Consider the following 22,173-nt stretch of genomic DNA (forward strand, 5'->3'; position numbering starts at 1 on the left):
GCGGCGGTCGACGTGCACGGGGGACGGGTATCGGGGAGCGGGCGCACAGGTCACGTGAACGGGTCTGCGGCGGTGGCGGAGGGGGCCACCGCCGGCCGACCGCGCGCGGTGCCGGGCAGCGGCGTCCGCCGACCGCGCACGGTGCCGGGCAGGGGCGTCCGCCGACCGCGCTGGTCTCCGGACGGGAACACTGGGCGGCCGCGCTCAGTGCCCTGCGACGGACGCCCCGGCGGCCGGGCTCAGTGCCCTGCCAGGGACGCCCGGCGGATCGTGGCGTCGATCAGGGCCAGTGCGTCTGCGGCGGTGCGGCCGGGATGGCGGTTCCACGGGCCGATCAGACCGGTCCAGCCCTGCGCGCGAAGCTCGGTGATGAGCCAGGCGCCGGCCCGGTCGACGGTGTCGAGCGACCCGTAGCCGAGTCGATGAGCGGTCAGCATGGCTCCGCAGACGCAGCGTGCCCCACGGGCGTTGCGCAGGCGGTAGGGGGTGTTCTGCCAGCCCCACTCGGTCAGAATCTGCCGCGCGTAGCCGAGGTGAGTGGACGGGCGCACATCGGGCTGTCCGATTCGGCGCCAGGAGTGCAGACGCTCGGGCAGCACTGCGCCGAGGCGGCCGGGAAGCGGGCGCTCGCGGGGCTGCCGTGCGGGCAGGGTCCGCAGGGAGTCCTCGATGAGCCGGTCGACGGGCACGGACAGCAGATCGCGCCAGTCGCCCGGGCGCACGAGCTGTGAGTCACCGGCCGGTACGGGCGCCGGGGGATCGGGCTCCTGTGCGGTGCGCTCCCAGCCGGTGACGATGCGCTGCCACGCGTCCGTGTCGTGAAGCCGGGAGGACTGTGCGTCGAGCTGGTCCGGGGTGAGCTGAGCGGTTTCCATCGGCGCGACATCTCCGTACATTCCGGTCCTCAGTGATGAGGTGAATGTCCGTCGCGCGCGGCGATTGCTCCACTGGAGAGGAGCGTTCGGGTGGGTCAGAGAGTCATTCGGTCCTGTCCGCAGCCGAAGGGCCGGCGACAGCCCGCCGGCCCTTCCGCCCGGGGCCGGCTATCGAGGCAGGCCGGGCGCCGAAGCGGGAGGCCGGTCACGTGTGCGTAGGGCGGTCACCGGCGGCCGGGGGTGCTTCCTGCCAGAGGGCGACCGGCAGCCCGGCCGCGCGCCACGCCTGGAATCCGCCGGTCAGGTCCGTGGCCCGGTGCAGTCCCAGTTGGCGCAGGGAGGCGACCGCGAGACTCGAGGCGTAGCCCTCGTTGCAGATCACCACGACCCGCAGGTCGTGGCTCACCGCCTGCGGGACACGGTGGCTGCCTTGCGGATCCAGCCGCCATTCCAGCTCGTTGCGCTCGACGACCAGAGCCCCGGGGATCAGCCCGTCCTTCTCGCGTAGCGCCGCGTAGCGGATGTCGACCAGCAGCGCGCCTTCGGCAGCCGCGGCTGCGGTCTCCTCGGGGCCGACCCGCTCGTAGCCGGCCCTCACCCGTTCGAGCAGTTCGTCGATGCCCACCGGGTCCTGCCGGTCCTGGTCCGCGCCGCTCACTGCCAGTCCTCCGGGCGCTCCGTCTGCTCCAGGCGCAGCACCGCTCCCGAGCGGCTGTAGCGGCGGATCTGCGGCAGCGGCGGGTAGTAGGCGTGCACCGACACCGCGTGCTCGTGTCCGGACTCGTTGAGTACCTCGTGGACATGGTGCCGGCCGAAAGCCCTGCCCTGGCCGGTCGCCAGGAGCCGGGTCCGGTCGACGCCCTCGCTCAGTTCGAGGGTCTTCCAGCCATCGGTGGGCAGCCGTGCGGCGAGTGAGTGCTCCCGGAGGGCGCCCGCGGCGACTGTGAACGCCCCCGCCGACTCGGCGTGGTCGTGCCACCCGGTGCCGGTACCGGGCGGCCAGCTGATCAGCCACGCCTCGCTGCCGCCGGGGCCCTCGAGCCGGAGCCAGGTACGCCCCTCGGGATCGAGCGGGAGTGAGGCGACGAGCGCGGTGTCCTCCGCGGTCCGGCGGACGAAGTCGAGCAGTTCCGCGGCAGTCGGGGCCGGGACACCAGCGCCGCTGGTGGCCGGGGCGTCCGCGCTGACGGCGGCCGGGGCATCAGCGCCGTCGGCGGCCGGGGCCGACGCGTCCGTGCCGACGGAGGACGCGGGTGTGGGGAGGGAAGGAGAGGGAGCAGACACAGGGACCGTCCTGAAGAAGTTCGCGTGGAAGCACAGCCGTGCGGAAAATCAGCAGGGCGTGCCGGGAGAGGCGATTCAGCAGGACGGGCGACACACGCAGCCCGCATAGCGGACGAGGTCCATATGGACCCTCCGCCACAGGCGCACATCGGTGTCGGTCATGATCTGGAGTACACCATGTGCGCCTGCGGCGGTCAATTGACGTCCGCGGTCCGGTCGGAGCTCGCGGTAGTGCGCGACTGGTCGCCGAGCGCCGTGTCCGCACTACCCCCGCGCGCGGTGTCGGCCGCCGCGAACAGCTCGGCGGGCCGCACCCCACTGAAGGCCGCGACGAGATGTCCGTCCGGCCTGACCAGCAAAACCGTGTGGGCTGTCGCCCCCGGGTAGCTCTCGGTCACCAGCAGCTCGGCCTTCACGGGAAGGGCGTCCACCGCGTCGACGAGCCGGGGCATGACACCCGCTGTCAGCCAGTGCCGCCTGTCCCATACCCCGGTGCCCGGCGCGACCAGGATCACCAGCAGGTGCCCCAGGCCCAGCCGGTCGCGCAGCCGCACGGCCTTCCCGTCGGGCGCGGTCACCCGTACATCGACGACCGGCGCACCGGGGGGCGTCCCCACCGATACGTGCCCATCGGCGCGTTGAGGTGAAAGGGGGGAGTGCGTGTACGAAGGGGGCGCCCCCAGTGGCCCGCAGCCCAGATGGCCATCGGCCAGCAGCGTGTCGTGTCCGCGCGCGGCGCCGGGTACGAGCGTCCGGAGACCCGCACCGCCCCGAAGTATCGGCAGAGACTGGTCGGCGGCGCGCAGCCGGGAGGCGACGGCGGCCCTGCGCTCGGCCTGGTAGCTGTCGAGGAGGAGTTCGGAGGGACTCTGGTGCCAGGCCTGCGCCAGTTTCCAGGCCAGGTTCTCGGCGTCCCGCAACCCCTCGTCCAGGCCCTGGGTGCCGAGGGCGCCCAGCAGGTGCGCGGCGTCCCCGGCGAGGAAGGCACGCTTGGACCGCCACCGCCTGGCCAGCCGGTGGTGCAGCGTGTAGACGCCCGTGTCCAGCAGCTCGTAAGCCGGAGTCTCACCGCACCAGCCCTCCAGGGTGTCGCGGATCCTGGTGATCAGGGCGTCGGGGGTGACGAGTTCGCCGCGTGGCGGAAGGAGCCAGTCCAGCCGCCAGATCCCGTCGGGCAGCGGCCGCGCTGTGACTTCGGCGCCCCCGGTACGCCACGGGGGAGCCCGGTGCAGCACGGCCTCGCCCGGCCAGGGCAGTTGGGCACGGAGCGCCGCGACGGCATGCCGTTCCACCGCTGTACGGCCGGGGAACCTGATGTCCAGGAGCTTGCGTACGGTGGACCGCGCGCCGTCGCAGCCCACCAGGTAACTCCCGCGCCACCAGGTCGATCCGGGATCCCGGGTGTGCACCGTGACCCCGTGCGGATCCTGCTCCAGTGTGTCGATCCTGCTGAACGGCACCATGGTGACCAGGTCCTGTGCCGCGACCGCGGACCGCAGGCCTCCGGTGAGCGCGTGCTGGGGCAGATGGACGGGCGAGGGCAGAGGAACGCTGCCCTCCTCCTCACCCAGCGGTACGGCACGCACAAGTTGCTTGCGCCGCACGGACCGCCAGCCCGACCACCGCAGTCCCTCGTCGTGGAGTGCCGAGCAGCCGAGCCGTTTCACCAGGTCCGCGGTGTCCTCGCGCAGCACGACGGTGCGCGCGGGACGCGGTTCGTCCTTGTCGGGCCCTTCGTCGAGCAGGACGGAGGGAACGCCCTGCGCCGCGAGCGCGAGCGACAGCGTCAGCCCGACCGGGCCGGCGCCGACGACGATCACCGGGTCCACGGTGCGAACCCTCCCGCACTGATCGAAGAGGTCGCAGGGGAGAGGGAGGAGGGGGGCGCGGCGGCGGTGGTTCGGGACGCGATCACAGAACGAATGCAACCCACTGCCGGTGCCTGCGTCAAGCGACAGCAGGACGGGACGCCCGCGTTGCCGTCCCACGCAACCCATGCAGCTCCCGAGTCTCCGGCCGTACCGGAGATCAGGGCGCCGCCCATGGTGTGCCCGCCCCGGAAGCGCGGCTCCGGGAACCCGAACAGCCCGCCGGTGGACCGACGGGCTGCTGTGGACGGAGGGACGGCGAACGGCGCGTCACCCGTTGCGGGAGATGCGGACGCCTGATCCGTCAGTCTGTCTTGCCGATCCCCTTGTCGGCGTCGGGCCCGTCTGCCGGGCCGTCCTCGGCGCGGGGTTCCGAGAGGCTGCCGACAGGCAGGATGCCCGGGGTCTCGGCGGCCGCGGCCATCGTGATACCGGTCTTGGCCCGTCGTCCGCGCTTCTCGATCCAGGTGGCGAGCGCCGACAGGATCAGACACATCGTCACGTAGATCGTGCCGATGACCGCGATGGTCGAGACGTACGGGTACTGGGCGTTGACCTGCGTGTTGGAGGCGATCAGACGCGCGGTCTGGAGCAGCTCCGGGTACAGGATGATGAAGCCGAGCGAGGTGTCCTTGAGGGTTACCACCAGCTGGCTGATGATCGTCGGCAGCATCGCACGGACCGCCTGCGGCATCAGCACGCTGACCATGACCTGGGTCTTGCTCATCCCGAGGGCGTAGGCAGCCTCACTCTGGCCCTTGGGCACGGAGTTGATGCCCGCGCGCAGCACCTCGGCCTGGACACAGCCGTTGTAGACGGACAGCCCGAGCGCCAGGGCCCACATCGAGTAGTCGGTGAGGAAGCCGACCCAGATGGCATAGATGGTGATCAGCAGCGGGATCGAGCGGAAGAGCTCGATGAAGGTGATGGCGAACCAGCGGACCGGCTTGTGGTCGGAGAGCCGGCCGACGGCGAGCAGGACACCGAGGATCAGCGAGCCGACCGCTGCCAGACCGAAGGCCTTGAGCGTGGCGAGCACGGCGTCCGCGATGTTCTGCCGGATGCCCGCGTAGTTGAAGATGTCCCACATCTCGGGGGCGAGGTGCCCCTTGTCGGACAGCCGCACCACACTGACGCCGATCAGGGCCAGGATGGCGAGGCTTCCCACCACGGCGTAGATCCGGTTGCGGACAGCGGCCTTGGGACCCGGTGCGTCGTAGAGAACGCTGGCACTCATCGGGCGACCTCCATACGGCGCTCGAGCAGCCGGAAGAGACCGCTGATGGCAAACGTGACGACCAGGTAGCCGAGGGCCACCCAGATGAAGACGGGCGTGATCTCGTAGCCCCGGTCGCTCATCAGCTTCTGCCACCCGAAGAGTTCGGCGACGCTGAAGGCACCGGCGATCGCCGAGTTCTTCGTGAGGGCGATGAAGATGCTGCTCAGCGGCGGGATGACGGACCTGGTGGCCTGCGGGAGGACCACGATCCGCAGGGTCTGGGTGAACGTCATACCGATGGAGCGCGCGGCCTCGGCCTGCCCCAGGGGGACGGTGTTGATGCCCGACCGGACCGCCTCGCACACGAAGGAGGAGGTGTAGAAGCCGAGGGCCAGTGAGCCGAGCAGGAAGGGACTCATGCCCGGGAAGAGGATCTCAGGCACCACGAAGAAGAAGATCAGGAAGAGGAGGGTCAGCGGGGTGTTGCGCAGCAGGGTCACCCAAGCGGTGCCGAAGTAGCGCAGCGGCGGCACGGGCGACACCCGGCAGCCGGCTATGGCGACGCCCAGGACCAGAGCGATGACCGAGCTGATGACGGTGATCGACACGGTGCCTATGAAGCCGTCGCGGTATTCCGGGAAGTTGTCGAGCAATACGTTCATGGGGTCTCCGCGTCGGCGGTCAGCGGCATCAGGGCAGGGGAAGGGGCGCCCCGTGGACCGCCGTGCTCAGGGACGGCGGCCTACGGGACGGCCTCACTCACGCGGGAGGCGTCAGTGACGGGACGTCAGCGACACAGCTGCGTCAGTAGCGCTCGATGGCCGGCGGCTCGGTGTACTCCGAACCCGACAGACCCAGGGTGGCCTCGTAGATCTTCTTGTACGTGCCGTCCTGGATGTGGGTCTCCAGCGACTTGTTGACCGCCTCGCGGAGCACCTTGTCGTCCTTGTTCAGGCCGACGCCGTAGGGCTCGTCCGTGAACGGCTTGCCGACGACCTTGAGCTTGCCGGAGTTGGCGGCGGCGTAACCCTTGAGGATCGAGTCGTCGGTGGTGACGGCGTCGACCTGCTTGGTCAGGAGCTGCTGCACACAGTCCGAGTACTTGGCCAGCTCGACGACCTGCGCGCCGTACTCAGGCTTCTTGATCTCCTGGAGCGGGGTGGAGCCCACGATCGAGCAGACCTTCTTGTCCTTCACCGACTCCTTGCCGGTGATGGACGTCTCGTCCTTGCGCACCAGCAGGTCCGCGCCGGCCTTGTAGTACGGGCCCGCGAAGCCGACCTGCTTCTTGCGCTCGTCGTTGATCGTGTAGGTACCGACGAAGTAGTCGACCTGGCCCTTGGAGATGGCCGTCTCGCGGATACCGGAGTCGACGGTCTTCCACTCGATCTGCTTCTCCGAGAAGCCGAGGTCGGCCGCGACCATCTTGGCGATCTCGATGTCGAAGCCGGAGCGCTCCTTGGTCGACTGGTCCTCGAAGCCGAGGTAGGGCTGGTCGGCCTTGGCGCCGATGACCAGCTTGCCGCGCTTCTTCGCGTCCTTGAAGGCAGGCGAGTCCAGGTCGACACCGGTCGCGACGGTGTACGTCGGCAGCTTCGGCGCCTCCGACGAACCGGGCTTGACGCCCGACGCCTTGTCTCCGGCGGAGCCCTCCTTGCCGCCACAGGCGGTCGCGGTCAGGGCGAGCACAGCGATGGCCGCAACGGCGGCCGACTTGCGGAGCTTCATGTGAACAATCCTCGTGTCGTAGGTCGTCGGTATCAGTGGTGAAGGATCTTCGACAGGAAGTCCTTGGCCCGGTCGCTGCGCGGATTACTGAAGAACTGGTCGGGAACCGCCTCTTCGACGATCTTCCCGTCCGCCATGAAGACCACGCGGTTGGCGGCCGAACGGGCAAAGCCCATCTCGTGGGTGACGACGACCATGGTCATCCCCTCCCGGGCCAGCTGCTGCATGACCTCGAGCACTTCGTTGATCATCTCCGGGTCGAGCGCCGACGTGGGCTCGTCGAAGAGCATGACCTTGGGATCCATCGCGAGCGCACGCGCGATCGCGACGCGCTGCTGCTGACCGCCGGAGAGCTGCGCCGGGTACTTGTCCGCCTGCACACCGACCCCCACGCGGTCGAGCAGGTTCCGGGCCTTCTCCTCTGCGGTCTTCTTGTCCGTCCCGCGAACCTTGACCTGGCCCAGCATCACGTTCTCGAGCACCGTCTTGTGCGCGAAGAGATTGAACGACTGGAAGACCATGCCGACATCGGCACGCAGCCTGGCCAGCTCCTTGCCCTCCTGGGGCAGTGGCTTGCCATCGATCGCGATCGCACCCGAGTCGATCGTCTCCAAGCGGTTGATCGTGCGGCACAGCGTGGACTTCCCGGACCCGGAGGGTCCGATGACTACGACGACCTCGCCACGGGCGATGGTCAGATCGATGTCCTGGAGCACATGCAGCGCGCCGAAGTGCTTGTTGACGTTGCTCAGTACGACAAGGTCGTCTCCCGCAGGTGCGGCATCCTCGGCGGCCTTGGTCACTGAAACTCCGCTCATCGGCTTCTTGCTCCGTCCTCCTCGGTTAGGCAAGGACCCTAGTGACGCAGTGCTACCAGCGTCATTACATCTGAGCGGAAATTGAGCATAACGATCCGGCCGCAACCGGACACACCGCGTGAACGGGACGCAGCGGAGCGCTCGACGGCGTACCGGGTGGGTAACGGAAACCTGGTGGTAACGGGCAGGGGCTTGACTGACCTACCCGTCATCGGCGTGGATGCCCTGGTGCGAGGATGACGTGAATCGCAGCTGTACGAAAAGGTTCGCCGGGCGGAACACCGGTGGACCGTCACACACGGTTCTCGGGCGTCACGAAGGACACACGAGAAGACATGAGGCGGAAAGGGGGGCCATGAGACTGCTGCTCGTCGAGGACGACGACCACGTCGCTGCTGCCCTGTCCGCCGTGCTCGCGCGGCACGGCTTCCAGGTCGTGCACGCCCGCAGCGGCGAGGAGGCCCTGCGGGCGCTGCTGCCGGCAGAGAAGGAGCCCTTCGGGGTCGTGCTCCTGGATCTCGGGCTGCCCGACCAGGACGGCTACGAGGTGTGCGGGAAGATCCGCAAGCGCTCGGCGATCCCCGTGATCATGGTGACCGCGCGGTCCGATGTCCGCTCGAGGATCCACGGCCTCAACCTCGGCGCCGACGACTACGTGGTGAAGCCGTACGACACCGGTGAGCTGCTGGCCCGGATCCACGCCGTCGCCCGGCGCAGGACGGCCGGGGAGGACACCGGACCGACCCCGCTCGCTGCCCTGCGGATCGGCCCGGTCCACATCGAGCTGCCCACCCGCAGGGTCAGTGTCGACGGCCAGGAGGTCCAGCTCACCCGCAAGGAGTTCGACCTGCTCGCGTTGCTGGCCCAGCGTCCCGGCGTGGTCTTCCGCCGGGAACAGATCATCAGCGAGGTGTGGCGGACGAGCTGGGAGGGAACGGGACGCACCCTGGAGGTGCACGTCGCGTCTCTGCGCTCCAAGCTGCGGCTCCCCGCACTGGTCGAGACCGTACGAGGGGTCGGCTACCGGCTCGTCCCACCGTCGGCCTGAGGATCTACACTCCCCGTGCGCACCCGCCTGCTCCCCCTGCTCATCATCCTGATGGCCGCCGTGCTGCTCGCCCTCGGCTTCCCGCTGGCCGTGCGCGTGGCCGCCGCCGAACAGCAGCGGGTCGTCATCGACCGGATCGACGACACGGCACGTTTCGGCGCGCTCGCCCAGTTCGTCGACGAGCCCGTCCGCGGCACCGAGGAGCGACAGCGGATCCTGCAGACCGAACTCGAGGCCTACGACTCGGTGTACGGGATCAGGGCCGGAGTGTTCTACCGCGACGACAGGGCCCTGGCGAAGGCCCCCGCATCCTGGACCCTGCCCATCGAAGGGGAAGGCCGGGCGGCCTTCAAGGAAGCCCTCCTCGGCCGCCGCTCCCACGACCCGTCCCAGGTCTGGCCCTGGCAGAAGGGCCGGATCGTCGTCGCCTCCCCGGTCGTGCGCGACGGAGACGTGGTCGCCGTGGTCGTGACGGACTCGCCCACCGGCGACATGCGGTCCCGGACACTGCGCGGCTGGCTGCTCATCGCCCTCGGCGAGGCCGCGGCCATGCTGGTGGCGGTCGGCGCCGCGTTCCGCCTCACCGGATGGGTGCTCCTGCCCGTACGGATCCTGGACGCGGCCGCCCATGACATCGCGAGCGGCCGGATGAGGTCGCGGGTCGCCGCGTCCGGCGGACCTCCGGAACTCCGGCGGCTGGCCCGCTCGTTCAACGAGATGGCCGACAACGTCGAGGACGTGCTGGAGCAGCAGCGCGCCTTCGTCGCCGACGCCTCGCACCAGTTGCGCAACCCGCTGGCCGCGCTGCTGCTCCGGATCGAGCTCCTCGCCCTCGAACTCCCCGAGGGCAACGAGGAGATCGCCTCGGTCCGTACGGAGGGCAAGCGCCTCGCCCAGGTGCTCGACGACCTCCTGGACCTGGCGCTGGCCGAGCACACGGCGGCGGATCTCCAGCTCACGGACATCGCCGCGCTCACGAGCGAACGGGTCGCCTCATGGCGTCCACTGGCCGAGGAGAAGGGCGTACGGCTGACTCTGGACGGCGCTCCCGCAGTGACGGGCTGGGCTGACCCGATCGCCCTCTCCAGCGCGCTGGACGCAGTCATCGACAACGCGCTGAAATTCACCCCGGAGGGCCAGGAGGTCAGGGTCACGGCGGGATCCGACGGCGGGGGCGCCACCGTCGTCGTCGCGGACCGGGGGCCCGGCCTGACCGAACAGGAGCTGGAGCGCATCGGGGACCGCTTCTGGCGCAGCGGGCGGCACACGAACATCAAGGGATCCGGTCTCGGACTCTCCATCTCGCGTGCCCTGCTCGCAGCGGGCGGAGGATCGATCCACTACGACTCGCACGAGCCCCACGGTCTGCGGGTGACGGTCACAGTGCCGCGCAACCCTCCGCACGCGTGAGCGCCGCACCGAACCGTCAGGGCTTGGCCGAGCGGTAGTAGCGCCTGGCGCCTTCGTGCAGTGGCAGCGGATCGGTGTAGATCGCCGTCCGCAGGTCGACCAGCTGCGCCGAGTGCACCTCGCGGCCGATCCGGTCCCGGCTGTCGATCACGGTCCGGGTGAACGCCTCGGTCATCAGCGGATCCGTACGGTCCGTGGTGATCAGCAGGTTGGAGACCGCGACAGTCTGGACCGCCTGACCCTGTTGCGCGTCCAGGTAGGCGTCGGCCGGCATCACGGCCGAGCGGTAGTAGCGCGTGGACCCGCCGGCCGCCTGGAGCTGGGTGACCAGCGCCTCCTCCAGCGGCACCAGCCGGATCGCGAATTTCTCCGAGAGGTCCTGCACCGCCCCGGTCGGCAGCCCGCCCGACCAGAAGAAGGCGTCCAGCCGGCCGTCCGCCAGCCTCGCCGGCATGGTGTCGATCCCGGCCTGGACAGGAGTGATGTCCGTGGCCGGATCGACGCCCGCCGCCTTCATCAGCCGGTCCGCGACAAGAAGTACCCCTGACCCCTTCTGCCCCACACCGACCCGCTTGCCCCGCAGGTCGGCGACCGTACGGATCCCGGAGTCCCGGGGCACGATCAGCTGGATGTAGTCGTCGTACAGCCGGACGCAGCCGCGCAGACGCTCACCGCCCGGCTTCCCGCTCTGCAGGTACGTGGCGACGGCGTCGGCGGTGGCGATGGTGAAGTCGGCCTTCCCCGTCGCGACCCGTTCGATGTTCTGCTGGGAGCCCTCGCTGGTCTGCAGCCGTATCGACACGTCGGGCATGTCCTTGGCCAGCGCGCCCTCCAGCCGCTGCCCGTAGCGCTCGTAGACCCCGCTCCGTACACCGGTGGAGAACGTGAGCGAACCGCTCGGCTGCTCCCTCCCGATCGGGAGCACCCACCACAGCAGCAGTCCGAGCACGACCAGGGCGGCGGCGCCCCCCAGGAAGGTGCGGCGCCGGCCGAACCGGGACAGTGCGTGCAGCATGGCGCGATCCTGCCAGGCCGTGCCCCGTCCTGGCCAGGCCGGATCAGGGCCGCGGGCTCCGGCGGCGGGAGAGGCGCCGTCACCGCCTACCCTTGTCCCATGACCAGCGGCAACCGGAGCGAAGCAGTGGACGTCCAGAAGAGCTACGAGGTACGCACTTACGGGTGCCAGATGAACGTCCACGACTCCGAACGCTTGTCGGGGCTGCTGGAGGGTGCCGGATACGTGCGCGCACCCGAGGGCTCCGACGGTGACGCCGATGTCGTGGTCTTCAACACCTGTGCGGTGCGTGAGAACGCCGACAACAAGCTCTACGGCAACCTCGGCCGCCTCGCCCCGATGAAGACCAAGCGTCCCGGGATGCAGATCGCCGTCGGCGGCTGTCTGGCACAGAAGGACCGCGACACCATCGTGCGGCGCGCCCCCTGGGTGGACGTCGTCTTCGGTACGCACAACATCGGCAAGCTGCCGGTGCTCCTGGAGCGCGCCCGGGTCCAGGAGGAGGCGCAGATCGAGATCGCCGAGTCCCTGGAGGCCTTCCCCTCGACGCTTCCCACCCGCCGCGAGTCCGCCTACGCCGCGTGGGTGTCGATCTCCGTCGGCTGCAACAACACCTGCACCTTCTGCATCGTCCCGGCGCTGCGCGGCAAGGAGAAGGACCGCCGCACCGGCGACATCCTGGCCGAGATCGAGGCCCTCGTCGCCGAGGGCGTCAGCGAGATCACCCTGCTCGGCCAGAACGTCAACGCCTACGGCTCCGACATCGGCGACCGCGAGGCCTTCTCCAAGCTGCTCAGGGCCTGCGGCACGATCGAGGGCCTGGAGCGCGTCCGTTTCACCTCGCCCCACCCGCGCGACTTCACCGACGACGTGATCGCGGCGATGGCCGAGACCCCGAACGTGATGCCCCAGCTGCACATGCCGATGCAGTCGGGCTCGGACACGATCCTCAAGGCCATGCGCCGCTCGTACCGGCAGGACCGCTTCCTCGGAATCATCGAGAAGGTGCGCGCCGCCATGCCGGACGCCGCCATCTCCACCGACATCATCGTCGGCTTCCCCGGGGAGACCGAGGAGGACTTCGAGCAGACCATGCACGCGGTGCGCGAGGCCCGCTTCGCGAACGCCTTCACCTTCCAGTACTCCAAGCGCCCCGGGACACCCGCCGCCGACATGGAGGGGCAGATCCCCAAGGAGGTCGTCCAGGAGCGCTACATGCGCCTGTCCGCCCTCCAGGAGGAGATCTCCTGGAACGAGAACAAGAAGCAGGTCGGCCGCACCCTGGAGGTCATGGTCGCGGAGGGCGAGGGCCGCAAGGACGGCGCCACGCACAGGCTCTCCGGCCGCGCTCCCGACAACCGGCTGGTCCACTTCACCAAGCCGTCCCAGGACGTGCGTCCCGGGGACGTCGTCACGGTCGAGATCACCTACGCCGCCCCGCACCACCTGCTCGCCGAGGGCGCGCCCCTGGGCGTCCGGCGCACCCGGTCGGGAGACGCCTGGGAGAAGCGCACCGCGGCACCTGCCGCTCAGCCCGCCGGAGTCATGCTGGGCCTGCCCGGCATCGGCGCGCCCGCCCCGCTGCCCGTGGCCGCCACCCCGGGGTGCGGCTGCGACTGAGTACGCTGACCGGCATGCTTGTCGCCGCAGCCGTCTGTCCCTGCCCGCCGCTCCTGGTCCCCGAGGTGGCCGCGGGAGCCGGACCCGAGTTGGACGCCGCGAGGAACGCGTGCCTCGACGCCGTGGGCGTGCTCGCCGCCGCGCAACCGGATCTGCTGATCGTGACCGGGCCCGCCGGGCCGGAGCACCGGGGGCCGTTCCCTCCGGGTTCGGCCGGCACCTTCGCCGGGTTCGGCGTCGATCTGACCGTGCGGCTCGGTGAGGCGCCCGCCGGGGCCCCCGCACCGGACCGTCCGCTCCCGGCGTCCCTCGCCGTCGGCGCCTGGCTGCTGGGCCGGGCACGGTGGGACGGTGCTCCGGTCGAAGGGCTCGGTGTGGGGGAGCCACTCGCCGCCGGCCTCTGTCTGCGTGCCGGAGCGGACCTGGCGGTCAGGGCCGAGCGGGTGGCCCTGCTGGTCATGGGCGACGGCAGCGCCTGCCGCACGGTCAAGGCGCCCGGCTATCTGGACGAGCGGGCGGCGGACTTCGACGCGGCTGCCGCCCGGGCGCTGGGCAGTGCGGACCTGGCCGCGCTGGGCGCTCTGGACGAGTCCCTCGCGTACGAACTGAAGGCGGCGGGCCGGGCGCCCTGGCAGGTGCTCGCGGGCGCGGCCCGGGGCGCCGGTCTCGGCGGGCAGCTGCTGTACGAGGACGCCCCGTACGGCGTGGGATACGCCGTCGCCGCCTGGTCGTGATCGGTCCGGCCCTCCACCGGCACGGCTGAGGGCCGCGGAGCGGCATCGCTCCACGGCCCTCGATTCCGCTGGGACCCGGGTCAGGACGCGGGTGGCGGAGGCGGTGTGCCGCCCTCGTTCTTGTGGCCCAGGCGGTCGACCGCGTCCTTGGCCTTCTGCGTGCCGGACACGATCTTGTCGCTGTACTTGCCCTTGGTCTTTTGGTCGACCGTGCGGGCGGCCTTGTCGAGGCCCTGGTCGATCTTGCCCCCGTGCTGCTGCGCGAGGTCGCCGACCTTTTCCTTGGCCGGGGCCAGCTTGGCCTTCAGGTTGTCCAGGAAACCCATGGGTCACCTTCCGTGCTGGGGGATTGTGGTCACATTTTACTCGTCCGTGAGCAAACGCGCGTTACTCGCCGTGTCCGCCCGCACCGGGCGGAGTGGTGGCTCCACATGGGGCGGAGCAGCGGGTCCACGCCGGACGGAGCGGAAGATCACTCATCCTCCTACGGTCGGGACGCGTCCCGAAGTTTGGGAGACTGTCCCGGTGAGAAGACCAGCTCCCACCCCCCGCGTCATCACAGTCGTCGGTCCCACCGCAGCCGGAAAGTCCGATCTGGGAGTGTTTCTCGCCCAGCAGCTCGGTGGCGAAGTGGTCAACGCCGACTCCATGCAGCTCTACCGGGGCATGGACATCGGCACGGCGAAGCTGACTCTTCCCGAGCGCGACGGCGTTCCTCACCACCTGCTGGACATCTGGGACGTCACGGAGGCCGCGAGTGTCGCCGAGTACCAGCGGCGGGCCCGCACGGAGATCGACCGGCTGCTGTCCGAAGGACGGACTCCCGTCCTCGTCGGCGGTTCGGGTCTCTATGTGAAGGGCGCGATCGACGCCCTCGAATTCCCGGGAACGGACCCCGACGTACGCGCCAGGCTCGAACTGGAGCTGACGGAGCGTGGCTCCGGTGCCCTGCACGCCCGGCTCGCCACCGCGGACCCCGAGGCCGCCCGTGCCATCCTGGCCAGCAACGGGCGCCGCATCGTCCGTGCCCTGGAGGTCATCGAGATCACGGGCAAGCCCTTCACCGCCAATCTCCCGGGCGACGAAGCGGTCTACGACGCCCTCCAGATCGGTGTGGACGTCGAACGCCCCGAACTCGACGAGCGGATCCGTACCCGCGTGGACAGGATGTGGGAGGCCGGGCTCGTCGATGAGGTGCGCGACCTGGAGGCCCGGGGGCTCCGTGAGGGCCGAACCTCCTCACGCGCGCTCGGCTACCAGCAGGTGCTCGCGGCGCTCGCGGGGGAGTGCACCGAGGACGAGGCGCGCGCGGAGACCGTACGCGCCACCAAACGCTTCGCGCGCCGCCAGGACTCCTGGTTCCGGCGCGACCCGCGCGTCCAGTGGCTGAGCGGTGCCGAGGAACAGCGCGGAGAACTCCCTGGCCGGGCGCTGGCGTTGGTCGAACGAGCGGTTACAGCCTGATCACGTGATGGCATCGGGAAGCTCCGCCCGTCATTTCGGCAGCCGGAGCCGTGCCATCATCGAGCATCGATCGACCAGTGGAGTCCGAGTTGGGAGGGCGCGTGGCGATGGAGGCCGGCCCTCGCGACACAGACCGAGACGCACCGGATACGCAGCACGAGGCAGGACGTCTGAGCCCTGACGGGCCCGACGACCTCGACATCGTCCCCGAGGTCGAGGTCGAGCTCCGTCCGCCCCGCCGGATGCGTATCTGGCAGCTCGCACCGATCGTGGTGCTGGCGGCGGTCGGTTCCCTGATGTTCGCCTTCCCGCTCGCCTTCGAGTTCGGCGGCGGCGGTGCCGTGGTGGCGATGCTGGGACTCCTGATCAGCTGCTGCGCCGCGGGCTGGGGCATGATGGCCGCCCGCCGCGTCGGCCACACCTGGCCCGGTCTGCCGGCCAGGGGATCGAACGAGCGCCCCGACTGGCGGGTGATCACGCTGTACGTAGCCGTCTGCGCGGTGCTGGTCGCCCTGGCCGTCTGGCGCGTCGCCCGCCTCCGCTGAGGCGCCCCCGCGGACCGTACGGCCCCGGCTCGGCGGACCGCCGGCACGGCCTCGTACAGTTGATCCGTGAGCACTTCGCAGATCGCCTTCCTCAAGGGCCACGGCACCGAGAACGACTTCGTGATCGTTCCCGACCCGGACAACGCCCTCGACCTGCCGGTTTCCGTCGTCGCCCGGCTCTGCGACCGCCGGGCGGGCATCGGCGGCGACGGGCTGCTGCACGTCGTACGGTCCGCGGCGCACCCCGACGCCACAGGCATGGCGGAGCACGCCGAGTGGTTCATGGACTACCGCAATGCCGACGGGTCGATCGCAGAGATGTGCGGCAACGGGGTGCGCGTCTTCGCGCACTACCTGCAGCGTGCCGGGTTCGCCGCCGAAGGCGATCTGGCCATCGCGACCCGGGGTGGGGTCAAGCGTGTGCACATCGCCAAGGACGGCGACATCACGGTCTCCATGGGACGGGCTGCGCTGCCCGACGCAGGCGTGACGGTCACGGTGGACGGCCGCAGCTGGGACGCCCGGAACGTGAACATGGGCAATCCGCACGCCGTCGCCTTCGTCGAGGACCTCGACCACGCCGGAGACCTGTTCTCCGTACCGCCGTTCAGCCCGCAGTCCGTCTACCCCGACGGAGTCAACATCGAGTTCGTCGCGGACCGCGGACCGCGGCACGTCGCGATGCGTGTCCACGAGCGCGGCTCCGGCGAGACGCGCTCCTGCGGCACGGGCGCCTGCGCCGTGGCCGTCGCCACCGCACGCAGGGACGGCGTGGACCCGGCGCTGACCGGCGCCCCGGCCACGTACACGGTGGACCTCCCCGGGGGCACCCTGGTGATCACCGAATACCCCGACGGCGGCATCGACATGACAGGCCCCGCCGTCATCGTCGCCGAAGGCGTGATCGACTCCGCGTGGGTCGAAACGATGATCGGTTAGAGCTTCGCTCGAATGGGTGATCCGTTTCACGCTGAGCGAGAGCTGGACTGCGCCACGTGGTGGGGTCGATAGCATCAGACCCCGGCCCGGGGGTGTATCCGCACCCCTTCCCCGCCGGTCGACGTTGCCGGAGGTGCCCCATGAGCGCAGAGGCCGCCAATCCAGGTGCTCCCCTTCGCAAGCGCAGTCGTGCACGGATCGATCTGCGCAGGCTGGGCCGTGTCGCCCTGCTCGGGCCGGTCTCCCGTGACCGGCTTCCCGACGCCATCGGGCACGTGGCGGAGGCGCACCGCGCGCACTACCCGGACGCCGATCTGGCCATCCTGAGCAAGGCGTACGTCCTTGCCGAGTCCTCGCATCGCGGCCAGATGCGCAAGAGCGGCGAGCCGTACATCACCCATCCGCTCGCGGTCACCCTGATCCTCGCCGAACTCGGAGCCGAGACGACGACCCTGACGGCCTCCCTGCTCCACGACACGGTCGAGGACACCGAGGTGACCCTCGATCAGGTGCGGGAGGAGTTCGGCGACGAGGTCTGCTATCTGGTCGACGGCGTCACCAAGCTGGAGAAGGTCGACTACGGGGCCGCCGCCGAGCCCGAGACCTTCCGCAAGATGCTCGTCGCCACCGGCAACGACGTCCGCGTCATGTCGATCAAACTGGCCGACCGGCTGCACAACATGCGCACCCTCGGCGTCATGCGGCCCGAGAAGCAGGCCAGGATCGCCAAGGTCACCCGGGACGTACTCATCCCACTGGCCGAACGCCTCGGTGTGCAGGCGCTCAAGACGGAGCTCGAGGACCTGGTCTTCGCGATCCTGCGCCCGGAGGAGTACGAGCGCACCCAGGCCCTGATCTCCGCCTGGGACGGTGCACAGGACCCGCTCACGGAGATCGCCGACAGCGTCAGATCGACTCTGCGGGAAGCCGGCATCAGCGCCGAAGTACTCATCAGACCGCGACACTTCGTCTCGGTGCACCGAGTGAGGATCAAACGCGGCGAGATGCGGGGCACCGACTTCGGACGGCTGCTGGTGCTGGTCGGGGAGGACGCCGACTGTTACGCCGTCCTGGGGGAACTGCACACCTGTTTCACCCCGGTGATCTCCGAGTTCAAGGACTTCATCGCGGCCCCCAAGTTCAACCTCTACCAGTCACTGCACACCGCGGTGGTCGGCCCCGAGGGCGCGGTCGCCGAAGTCCTCATCCGCACGCATCGCATGCACAAGGTCGCCGAGGCGGGCGTCGTCGCACTCGGTAACCCGTACACCCAGGACGGCACCACCGCCACGCACCAGGCGGAACCCGCGGACGGCGAGCGCGCCGACCCGACCAGGCCCGGCTGGCTCTCCCGCCTCCTGGACTGGCAGGAATCAGCGACCGACTCCGACACCTTCTGGGCCACGCTGCGCGCCGACCTCGCACAGGACCGGGAGATCACCGTCTTCCGTACCGACGGCGGGACGCTCGGGCTGCCCGCCGGCGCCAGCTGCGTCGACGCCGCCTACGCGCAGTACGGGGACGAGGCGCACGGCTGCATCGGCGCCCGCGTCAACGGCCGGCTGGCCACGCTCAGCACCGCACTGAACGACGGCGACACCGTGCAGCTGCTGCTCGCCCAGGACGCCTCGTCCGGCCCCTCCCCGGAGTGGCTCGACCACGCGCGCACCCCCACCGCCCGGATCGCGATCACCGCGTGGCTCGACGCCCATCCCGACGGCGCGCAAGGGCCCCACAAGAGCAGGCCCGACGCGCCGAGGCCGCAGGCCCAGCCCGCCGACGACGCGTCGAGCAGCCGGGGCAGGCAGGCCGGCCGGGCTCCCAGCGTGGCCGTCGACACCCCGGGCGCACCGGTCCGGCTCGCCGGCTGCTGCACTCCCGTCCCGCCCGACGGCATCATCGGATTCACGGTGCGCGGCGGGGCAGTCACCGTGCACCGTGAGGAGTGCCCGGCGGTGGCCCGTATGCGGGAGATCGGCCGGGCGGCCGTCGGGGCACGCTGGAACGACCCGGGCGACTGGAGCGGTACCGCCGACTACCGGGTCACGCTCGTCGCCGAGTCCTTCGGCCGCCCCCGGCTCCTCGCCGACCTCACCGAGGCCATCGCGACCGCCGACGCGGCCATCGTCTCGGCGACCGTCGAGCCGCCCAGCGAACAGCGCGTCCGGCACACCTACACGCTGCAGCTGCCGGACGCGGCAGGGCTGCCGGGCCTCATGCGGGCCATGCGAGACGTACCCGGCGTGTACGACGTGAGCCGCGCCCAGCAGCCTGCCGCCACGATCTGACCGCCCGCCCCTCCCGGTCCTCTCCCTGCTGACGCCCGGCGGCCCCGTTTTGCCGCTGCCCGGCGGCCCCGTTCGGGTGGTGCGGCGCGCGCCACCCCCGCGTGGACGGTGCGCGCTGGTAGCCGTAGTCCATGCCGCTCACCTCCCGCCGACTGCGTGCCGCTCTGCTGGCCACCGCGTCGGCCACCCTCGTCGCCGCCACCCTGCCCGCACCCGAACCGCTCGGCATCGGCGACCGTCTGTTCCCGCACCTGGGCAACCCGGGCTACGACGTCCTCTCGTACGACATCTCACTCACCTACAAGGGCAGCAACACCAAGCCCCTCGACGCCGTCACGACCATCGACGCGAGGACCACCGCCCCCCTGGACCGGATCAACCTCGACTTCGCCCGGGGCACCGTCAGGTCCGTCGAAGTCAACGGGCAGCATTCGGAGTTCGCCACCGCGGGAGAGGACCTGGTCGTCGACGCGCCCACCCGGCTCCCGGAGGGGATGCCCGTGAGGATCACCGTCCGGCACACGAGCGACCCCTCGGGGGACAAGGCCAACGGGGGCTGGGTCCCGACCGCCGACGGACTCGCCATGGCGAACCAGGCCGATGCCGCACACCGGGTCTTCCCCGGCAACGACCACCCCGCGGACAAGGCGTACTTCACCTTCCGGGTGACCGCGCCGAAGGAATTCACGGTCGTGGCGGGCGGCCTTCCCGCCGGAAAACGGAATCACGCGGGCGCGACCACCTGGACCTACCGCACCGAGCACCCGATGGCCACGGAACTGGCCCAGGTGTCCATCGGCCGCTCCGCCGTCCTGCGCCGCACCGGACCGCACGGACTGCCGGTGCGCGACGTGGTGCCCGCGGCCGACCGGGCGAAGCTGGAGCCCTGGCTGAAGAAGACGCCCGCGCAGCTGGCCTGGATGGAGAAGCAGGTCGGCCCGTACCCGTTCGAGACGTACGGAATCCTGGTCGCGGACACCGAGACGGGCTTCGAGCTGGAGACCCAGACGCTCTCGCTCTTCGAACGGTCCCTGTTCACCGGGTCCGGATATCCCGAGTGGTACGTCGACTCCGTCATGGTGCACGAGCTCGCCCACCAGTGGTTCGGGAACAGCGTCTCCCCGCGGACCTGGTCCGATCTGTGGCTCAACGAGGGACACGCCACCTGGTACGAGGCCCGCTACGCCGAGGAACACGCGAAGAAGCCGTTGGAGCGGCGGATGCGTGAGGCGTACGCCCGCTCCGACGCATGGCGCGCGGCCGGCGGCCCGCCCGCGCACCCGGACGTCCCCACCCCCGATCACAAGATCAGCCTCTTCAGGCCGGTCGTGTACGACGGGAGCGCGCTCATCCTGTACGCGCTGCGGGAGGAGATCGGCGAGGCCGCGTTCGACGGCCTGGAGCGGACCTGGGTGCGTGCCCACCGGAACCGGTCGGCGACCACCCGAGAGTTCACGGCCCTGGCGTCGAGGATCGCGGGACGGGACCTGACGGTGTTCTTCGACGGGTGGCTGTACGGGAAGAAGACCCCGCCGATGCCGGGGCACCCGGACTGGCGCAGCGAGACGCCCCGGAACGCCGCGGGTGGGCAGAGCCCCGCCCGGGCACCGAAACCCGAGTGACGCCCGGGCGGGGACATGCCACTATCGACGCGTCGGCACGGCGGCCGGCCGGTGGATCGCCCCCCTGGGAATCTTCCGGCAGGGTCACGCGTTGTGACTGACGTATCGGACTTCTATCGACGTAAGGATCCAATGACCTCCTCTTCCTCCCTTCCCCAGGACGCGCAGGACGCGCAGAGCGCCACGGAAGCCAACTCCGAGAGCCTCACCGAGAGCCTTCGGGCCGACGCCCTGATGGAAGAGGACGTCGCCTGGAGCCACGAGATCGACGGAGAGCGGGACGGCGAGCAGCTCGACCGCTCCGAGCGCGCCGCGCTACGGCGTGTGGCGGGTCTTTCCACCGAGCTCGAGGACGTCACCGAGGTCGAGTACCGGCAGCTGCGCCTGGAGCGCGTGGTTCTCGTCGGTGTCTGGACATCGGGGACCGTCCACGACGCGGAGATCTCCCTCGCGGAGCTCGCGGCGCTTGCCGAGACGGCGGGCGCCCAGGTGCTCGACGCCGTGTTCCAGCGGCGCGACAAGCCCGACCCGGCCACCTACATCGGCTCGGGCAAGGCGCTGGAGCTGCGCGACATCGTGCTCGAATCCGGGGCCGACACCGTCGTCTGCGACGGTGAGCTCAGCCCCGGTCAGCTGATCCATCTGGAAGACGTCGTCAAGGTCAAGGTGGTCGACAGGACCGCCCTGATCCTCGACATCTTCGCCCAGCACGCCAAGTCCCGCGAGGGTAAGGCCCAGGTGTCGCTGGCACAGATGCAGTACATGCTCCCGCGCCTGCGCGGCTGGGGTCAGTCACTGTCCCGTCAGATGGGCGGCGGCGGTTCCAGCGGCGGTGGCGGCATGGCCACACGTGGTCCTGGTGAGACCAAGATCGAGACGGACCGGCGACGGATCCGCGAGAAGATGGCGAAGATGCGCCGGGAGATCGCGGAGATGAAGACCGGCCGCGAGATCAAGCGTCAGGAACGCAGGCGCAACAAGGTGCCCTCGGTGGCGATCGCCGGATACACCAACGCCGGGAAGTCCTCGCTGCTCAACCGGCTCACCGGCGCGGGCGTCCTCGTCGAGAACTCCCTGTTCGCGACCCTCGACCCGACCGTGCGCCGGGCCGAGACGCCGAGCGGCCGGATCTACACCCTGGCCGACACCGTCGGCTTCGTGCGGCACCTTCCCCACCACCTGGTCGAGGCGTTCCGCTCCACGATGGAGGAGGTCGGTGAGTCCGACCTGATCCTGCACGTGGTGGACGGCTCCCACCCGGTGCCGGAGGAGCAGCTCGCCGCCGTGCGTCAGGTGATCCGGGAGGTCGGCGCGGTCGACGTGCCCGAGGTCGTCGTGATCAACAAGGCGGACGCGGCGGACCCGCTCGTGCTGCAGCGCCTGCTGCGCACCGAGAAGCACGCGATCGCGGTCTCGGCGCGGACCGGCGCCGGTATGGACGAGCTGCTCGCGCTCATCGACGCCGAGCTGCCGCGGCCGTCCGTCGAGATCGAGGCACTCGTGCCCTACACCCAGGGCGCGCTCGTCTCCCGGGTGCACGCCGAGGGCGAGGTCATCTCCGAGGAGCACACCCCGGAGGGGACGCTGCTCAAGGCGCGGGTCCACGAGGAACTGAGCGCGGACCTCGGGATGTTCGCCCCGGTCGCCCACTGACGCGACCGACGCACGGAGGCCGGGCTCCCCGCTGAGGGGAGCC

21 protein-coding genes are annotated in these 22,173 nt (G+C 70.4%); 10 read left to right on the plus strand and 11 right to left on the minus strand.

Features of this window, described 5'->3' with window-relative positions:
* Window positions 1-239: 239 nt before the first annotated feature.
* The 9 genes from ACFWFI_RS14290 to ACFWFI_RS14330 all read right to left on the minus strand — a co-directional run bounded on the left by ACFWFI_RS14290 (window position 240) and on the right by ACFWFI_RS14330 (window position 7,792).
* Window positions 240-875: a DUF6197 family protein gene (locus ACFWFI_RS14290; protein WP_387389184.1), complete on the minus strand. Its 636-nt coding sequence runs from the start codon at window positions 873-875 to the stop codon at window positions 240-242.
* 205 nt (window positions 876-1,080) lie between these two features.
* Window positions 1,081-1,533, minus strand: a complete 453-nt coding sequence (locus ACFWFI_RS14295; RefSeq protein WP_387389186.1) for a rhodanese-like domain-containing protein — start codon at window positions 1,531-1,533, stop codon at window positions 1,081-1,083.
* Window positions 1,530-2,159, minus strand: a complete 630-nt coding sequence (locus tag ACFWFI_RS14300) for a cupin domain-containing protein (RefSeq protein WP_387389188.1) — start codon at window positions 2,157-2,159, stop codon at window positions 1,530-1,532. Before ACFWFI_RS14300 ends, ACFWFI_RS14295 begins: the two co-directional genes overlap by 4 nt.
* A gap of 75 nt (window positions 2,160-2,234) precedes the next feature.
* Complete coding sequence (locus ACFWFI_RS14305; protein WP_311605579.1) at window positions 2,235-2,321, minus strand: putative leader peptide; 87 nt, start codon at window positions 2,319-2,321, stop codon at window positions 2,235-2,237.
* Between the two features lie 32 nt (window positions 2,322-2,353).
* Window positions 2,354-3,988 carry an FAD-dependent monooxygenase gene (locus tag ACFWFI_RS14310; protein WP_387389191.1) on the minus strand — a complete coding sequence of 545 codons (1,635 nt, stop codon included), beginning with the start codon at window positions 3,986-3,988 and terminating at the stop codon, window positions 2,354-2,356.
* A 343-nt stretch (window positions 3,989-4,331) separates the two neighbouring features.
* The gene (locus ACFWFI_RS14315; protein ID WP_387389194.1) at window positions 4,332-5,264 is read right to left on the minus strand and encodes an amino acid ABC transporter permease; all 933 of its coding nucleotides are present in this window, start codon (window positions 5,262-5,264) and stop codon (window positions 4,332-4,334) included.
* Window positions 5,261-5,908 (minus strand): amino acid ABC transporter permease, encoded by a 648-nt coding sequence (locus tag ACFWFI_RS14320; protein ID WP_387389196.1) that lies wholly within the window; start codon window positions 5,906-5,908, stop codon window positions 5,261-5,263. The genes ACFWFI_RS14315 and ACFWFI_RS14320 overlap by 4 nt, the downstream gene beginning before the upstream one ends.
* A gap of 142 nt (window positions 5,909-6,050) precedes the next feature.
* Entirely contained in the window at window positions 6,051-6,974 is a 924-nt protein-coding gene (locus ACFWFI_RS14325) for a glutamate ABC transporter substrate-binding protein (protein ID WP_387389199.1), read from the minus strand.
* A gap of 32 nt (window positions 6,975-7,006) precedes the next feature.
* The gene (locus tag ACFWFI_RS14330; RefSeq protein ID WP_387389201.1) at window positions 7,007-7,792 is read right to left on the minus strand and encodes an amino acid ABC transporter ATP-binding protein; all 786 of its coding nucleotides are present in this window, start codon (window positions 7,790-7,792) and stop codon (window positions 7,007-7,009) included.
* A gap of 355 nt (window positions 7,793-8,147) precedes the next feature.
* Here ACFWFI_RS14330 and ACFWFI_RS14335 point away from each other — a divergent pair, with 355 nt between their 5' ends.
* Entirely contained in the window at window positions 8,148-8,840 is a 693-nt protein-coding gene (locus ACFWFI_RS14335; protein ID WP_387389203.1) for a response regulator transcription factor, read from the plus strand.
* Between the two features lie 15 nt (window positions 8,841-8,855).
* The gene (locus tag ACFWFI_RS14340; protein WP_387389205.1) at window positions 8,856-10,250 is read left to right on the plus strand and encodes a sensor histidine kinase; all 1,395 of its coding nucleotides are present in this window, start codon (window positions 8,856-8,858) and stop codon (window positions 10,248-10,250) included.
* 16 nt (window positions 10,251-10,266) lie between these two features.
* On the opposite strand, the gene ACFWFI_RS14345 is transcribed toward ACFWFI_RS14340, so the two are convergent.
* The gene (locus tag ACFWFI_RS14345; protein WP_387389208.1) at window positions 10,267-11,265 is read right to left on the minus strand and encodes a TAXI family TRAP transporter solute-binding subunit; all 999 of its coding nucleotides are present in this window, start codon (window positions 11,263-11,265) and stop codon (window positions 10,267-10,269) included.
* 99 nt (window positions 11,266-11,364) lie between these two features.
* Here ACFWFI_RS14345 and miaB point away from each other — a divergent pair, with 99 nt between their 5' ends.
* Window positions 11,365-12,885: a tRNA (N6-isopentenyl adenosine(37)-C2)-methylthiotransferase MiaB gene (miaB, locus tag ACFWFI_RS14350; protein WP_387389210.1), complete on the plus strand. Its 1,521-nt coding sequence runs from the start codon at window positions 11,365-11,367 to the stop codon at window positions 12,883-12,885.
* A gap of 14 nt (window positions 12,886-12,899) precedes the next feature.
* Window positions 12,900-13,619, plus strand: a complete 720-nt coding sequence (locus ACFWFI_RS14355; RefSeq protein WP_387389212.1) for a class III extradiol dioxygenase subunit B-like domain-containing protein — start codon at window positions 12,900-12,902, stop codon at window positions 13,617-13,619.
* A gap of 80 nt (window positions 13,620-13,699) precedes the next feature.
* Here the strand turns inward: ACFWFI_RS14355 and ACFWFI_RS14360 are convergent, their stop codons facing one another.
* The gene (locus ACFWFI_RS14360) at window positions 13,700-13,945 is read right to left on the minus strand and encodes an antitoxin (RefSeq protein ID WP_031099388.1); all 246 of its coding nucleotides are present in this window, start codon (window positions 13,943-13,945) and stop codon (window positions 13,700-13,702) included.
* Between the two features lie 199 nt (window positions 13,946-14,144).
* On the opposite strand from ACFWFI_RS14360, the gene miaA reads away from it, so the two are divergent.
* The 6 genes from miaA to hflX all read left to right on the plus strand — a co-directional run bounded on the left by miaA (window position 14,145) and on the right by hflX (window position 22,130).
* Window positions 14,145-15,083 (plus strand): tRNA (adenosine(37)-N6)-dimethylallyltransferase MiaA, encoded by a 939-nt coding sequence (gene miaA, locus ACFWFI_RS14365; RefSeq protein WP_387389214.1) that lies wholly within the window; start codon window positions 14,145-14,147, stop codon window positions 15,081-15,083.
* A 107-nt stretch (window positions 15,084-15,190) separates the two neighbouring features.
* Complete coding sequence (locus ACFWFI_RS14370; protein ID WP_387389231.1) at window positions 15,191-15,628, plus strand: hypothetical protein; 438 nt, start codon at window positions 15,191-15,193, stop codon at window positions 15,626-15,628.
* A gap of 66 nt (window positions 15,629-15,694) precedes the next feature.
* Window positions 15,695-16,567 carry a diaminopimelate epimerase gene (dapF, locus tag ACFWFI_RS14375; RefSeq protein ID WP_387389216.1) on the plus strand — a complete coding sequence of 291 codons (873 nt, stop codon included), beginning with the start codon at window positions 15,695-15,697 and terminating at the stop codon, window positions 16,565-16,567.
* Window positions 16,568-16,707: 140 nt separating this feature from the next.
* Entirely contained in the window at window positions 16,708-18,855 is a 2,148-nt protein-coding gene (locus ACFWFI_RS14380; protein WP_387389219.1) for a RelA/SpoT family protein, read from the plus strand.
* A gap of 131 nt (window positions 18,856-18,986) precedes the next feature.
* Entirely contained in the window at window positions 18,987-20,477 is a 1,491-nt protein-coding gene (locus ACFWFI_RS14385; RefSeq protein WP_387389222.1) for a M1 family metallopeptidase, read from the plus strand.
* Between the two features lie 132 nt (window positions 20,478-20,609).
* Window positions 20,610-22,130, plus strand: coding sequence for a GTPase HflX (gene hflX, locus ACFWFI_RS14390; protein WP_387389225.1), 1,521 nt, complete (start codon window positions 20,610-20,612; stop codon window positions 22,128-22,130).
* Window positions 22,131-22,173 lie beyond the last annotated feature (43 nt).

The sequence above is a fragment of the Streptomyces sp. NPDC060209 genome (assembly GCF_042728155.1).
GTDB lineage: Bacteria > Actinomycetota > Actinomycetes > Streptomycetales > Streptomycetaceae > Streptomyces.

Coding starts and splice junctions, on each gene's coding strand:
- ACFWFI_RS14290 (WP_387389184.1), bottom strand. CDS start 875: ATGGAAACCGCTCAGCTCACCCCGGACCAGCTCGACGCACAGTCCTCC.
- ACFWFI_RS14305 (WP_311605579.1), bottom strand. CDS start 2,321: ATGACCGACACCGATGTGCGCCTGTGGCGGAGGGTCCATATGGACCTC.
- ACFWFI_RS14315 (WP_387389194.1), bottom strand. CDS start 5,264: ATGAGTGCCAGCGTTCTCTACGACGCACCGGGTCCCAAGGCCGCTGTC.
- ACFWFI_RS14320 (WP_387389196.1), bottom strand. CDS start 5,908: ATGAACGTATTGCTCGACAACTTCCCGGAATACCGCGACGGCTTCATA.
- ACFWFI_RS14325 (WP_387389199.1), bottom strand. CDS start 6,974: ATGAAGCTCCGCAAGTCGGCCGCCGTTGCGGCCATCGCTGTGCTCGCC.
- ACFWFI_RS14330 (WP_387389201.1), bottom strand. CDS start 7,792: ATGAGCGGAGTTTCAGTGACCAAGGCCGCCGAGGATGCCGCACCTGCG.
- ACFWFI_RS14335 (WP_387389203.1), top strand. CDS start 8,148: ATGAGACTGCTGCTCGTCGAGGACGACGACCACGTCGCTGCTGCCCTG.
- ACFWFI_RS14345 (WP_387389208.1), bottom strand. CDS start 11,265: ATGCTGCACGCACTGTCCCGGTTCGGCCGGCGCCGCACCTTCCTGGGG.
- miaB (WP_387389210.1), top strand. CDS start 11,365: ATGACCAGCGGCAACCGGAGCGAAGCAGTGGACGTCCAGAAGAGCTAC.
- ACFWFI_RS14355 (WP_387389212.1), top strand. CDS start 12,900: ATGCTTGTCGCCGCAGCCGTCTGTCCCTGCCCGCCGCTCCTGGTCCCC.
- ACFWFI_RS14360 (WP_031099388.1), bottom strand. CDS start 13,945: ATGGGTTTCCTGGACAACCTGAAGGCCAAGCTGGCCCCGGCCAAGGAA.
- ACFWFI_RS14370 (WP_387389231.1), top strand. CDS start 15,191: ATGGAGGCCGGCCCTCGCGACACAGACCGAGACGCACCGGATACGCAG.
- ACFWFI_RS14380 (WP_387389219.1), top strand. CDS start 16,708: ATGAGCGCAGAGGCCGCCAATCCAGGTGCTCCCCTTCGCAAGCGCAGT.
- ACFWFI_RS14385 (WP_387389222.1), top strand. CDS start 18,987: ATGCCGCTCACCTCCCGCCGACTGCGTGCCGCTCTGCTGGCCACCGCG.
- hflX (WP_387389225.1), top strand. CDS start 20,610: ATGACCTCCTCTTCCTCCCTTCCCCAGGACGCGCAGGACGCGCAGAGC.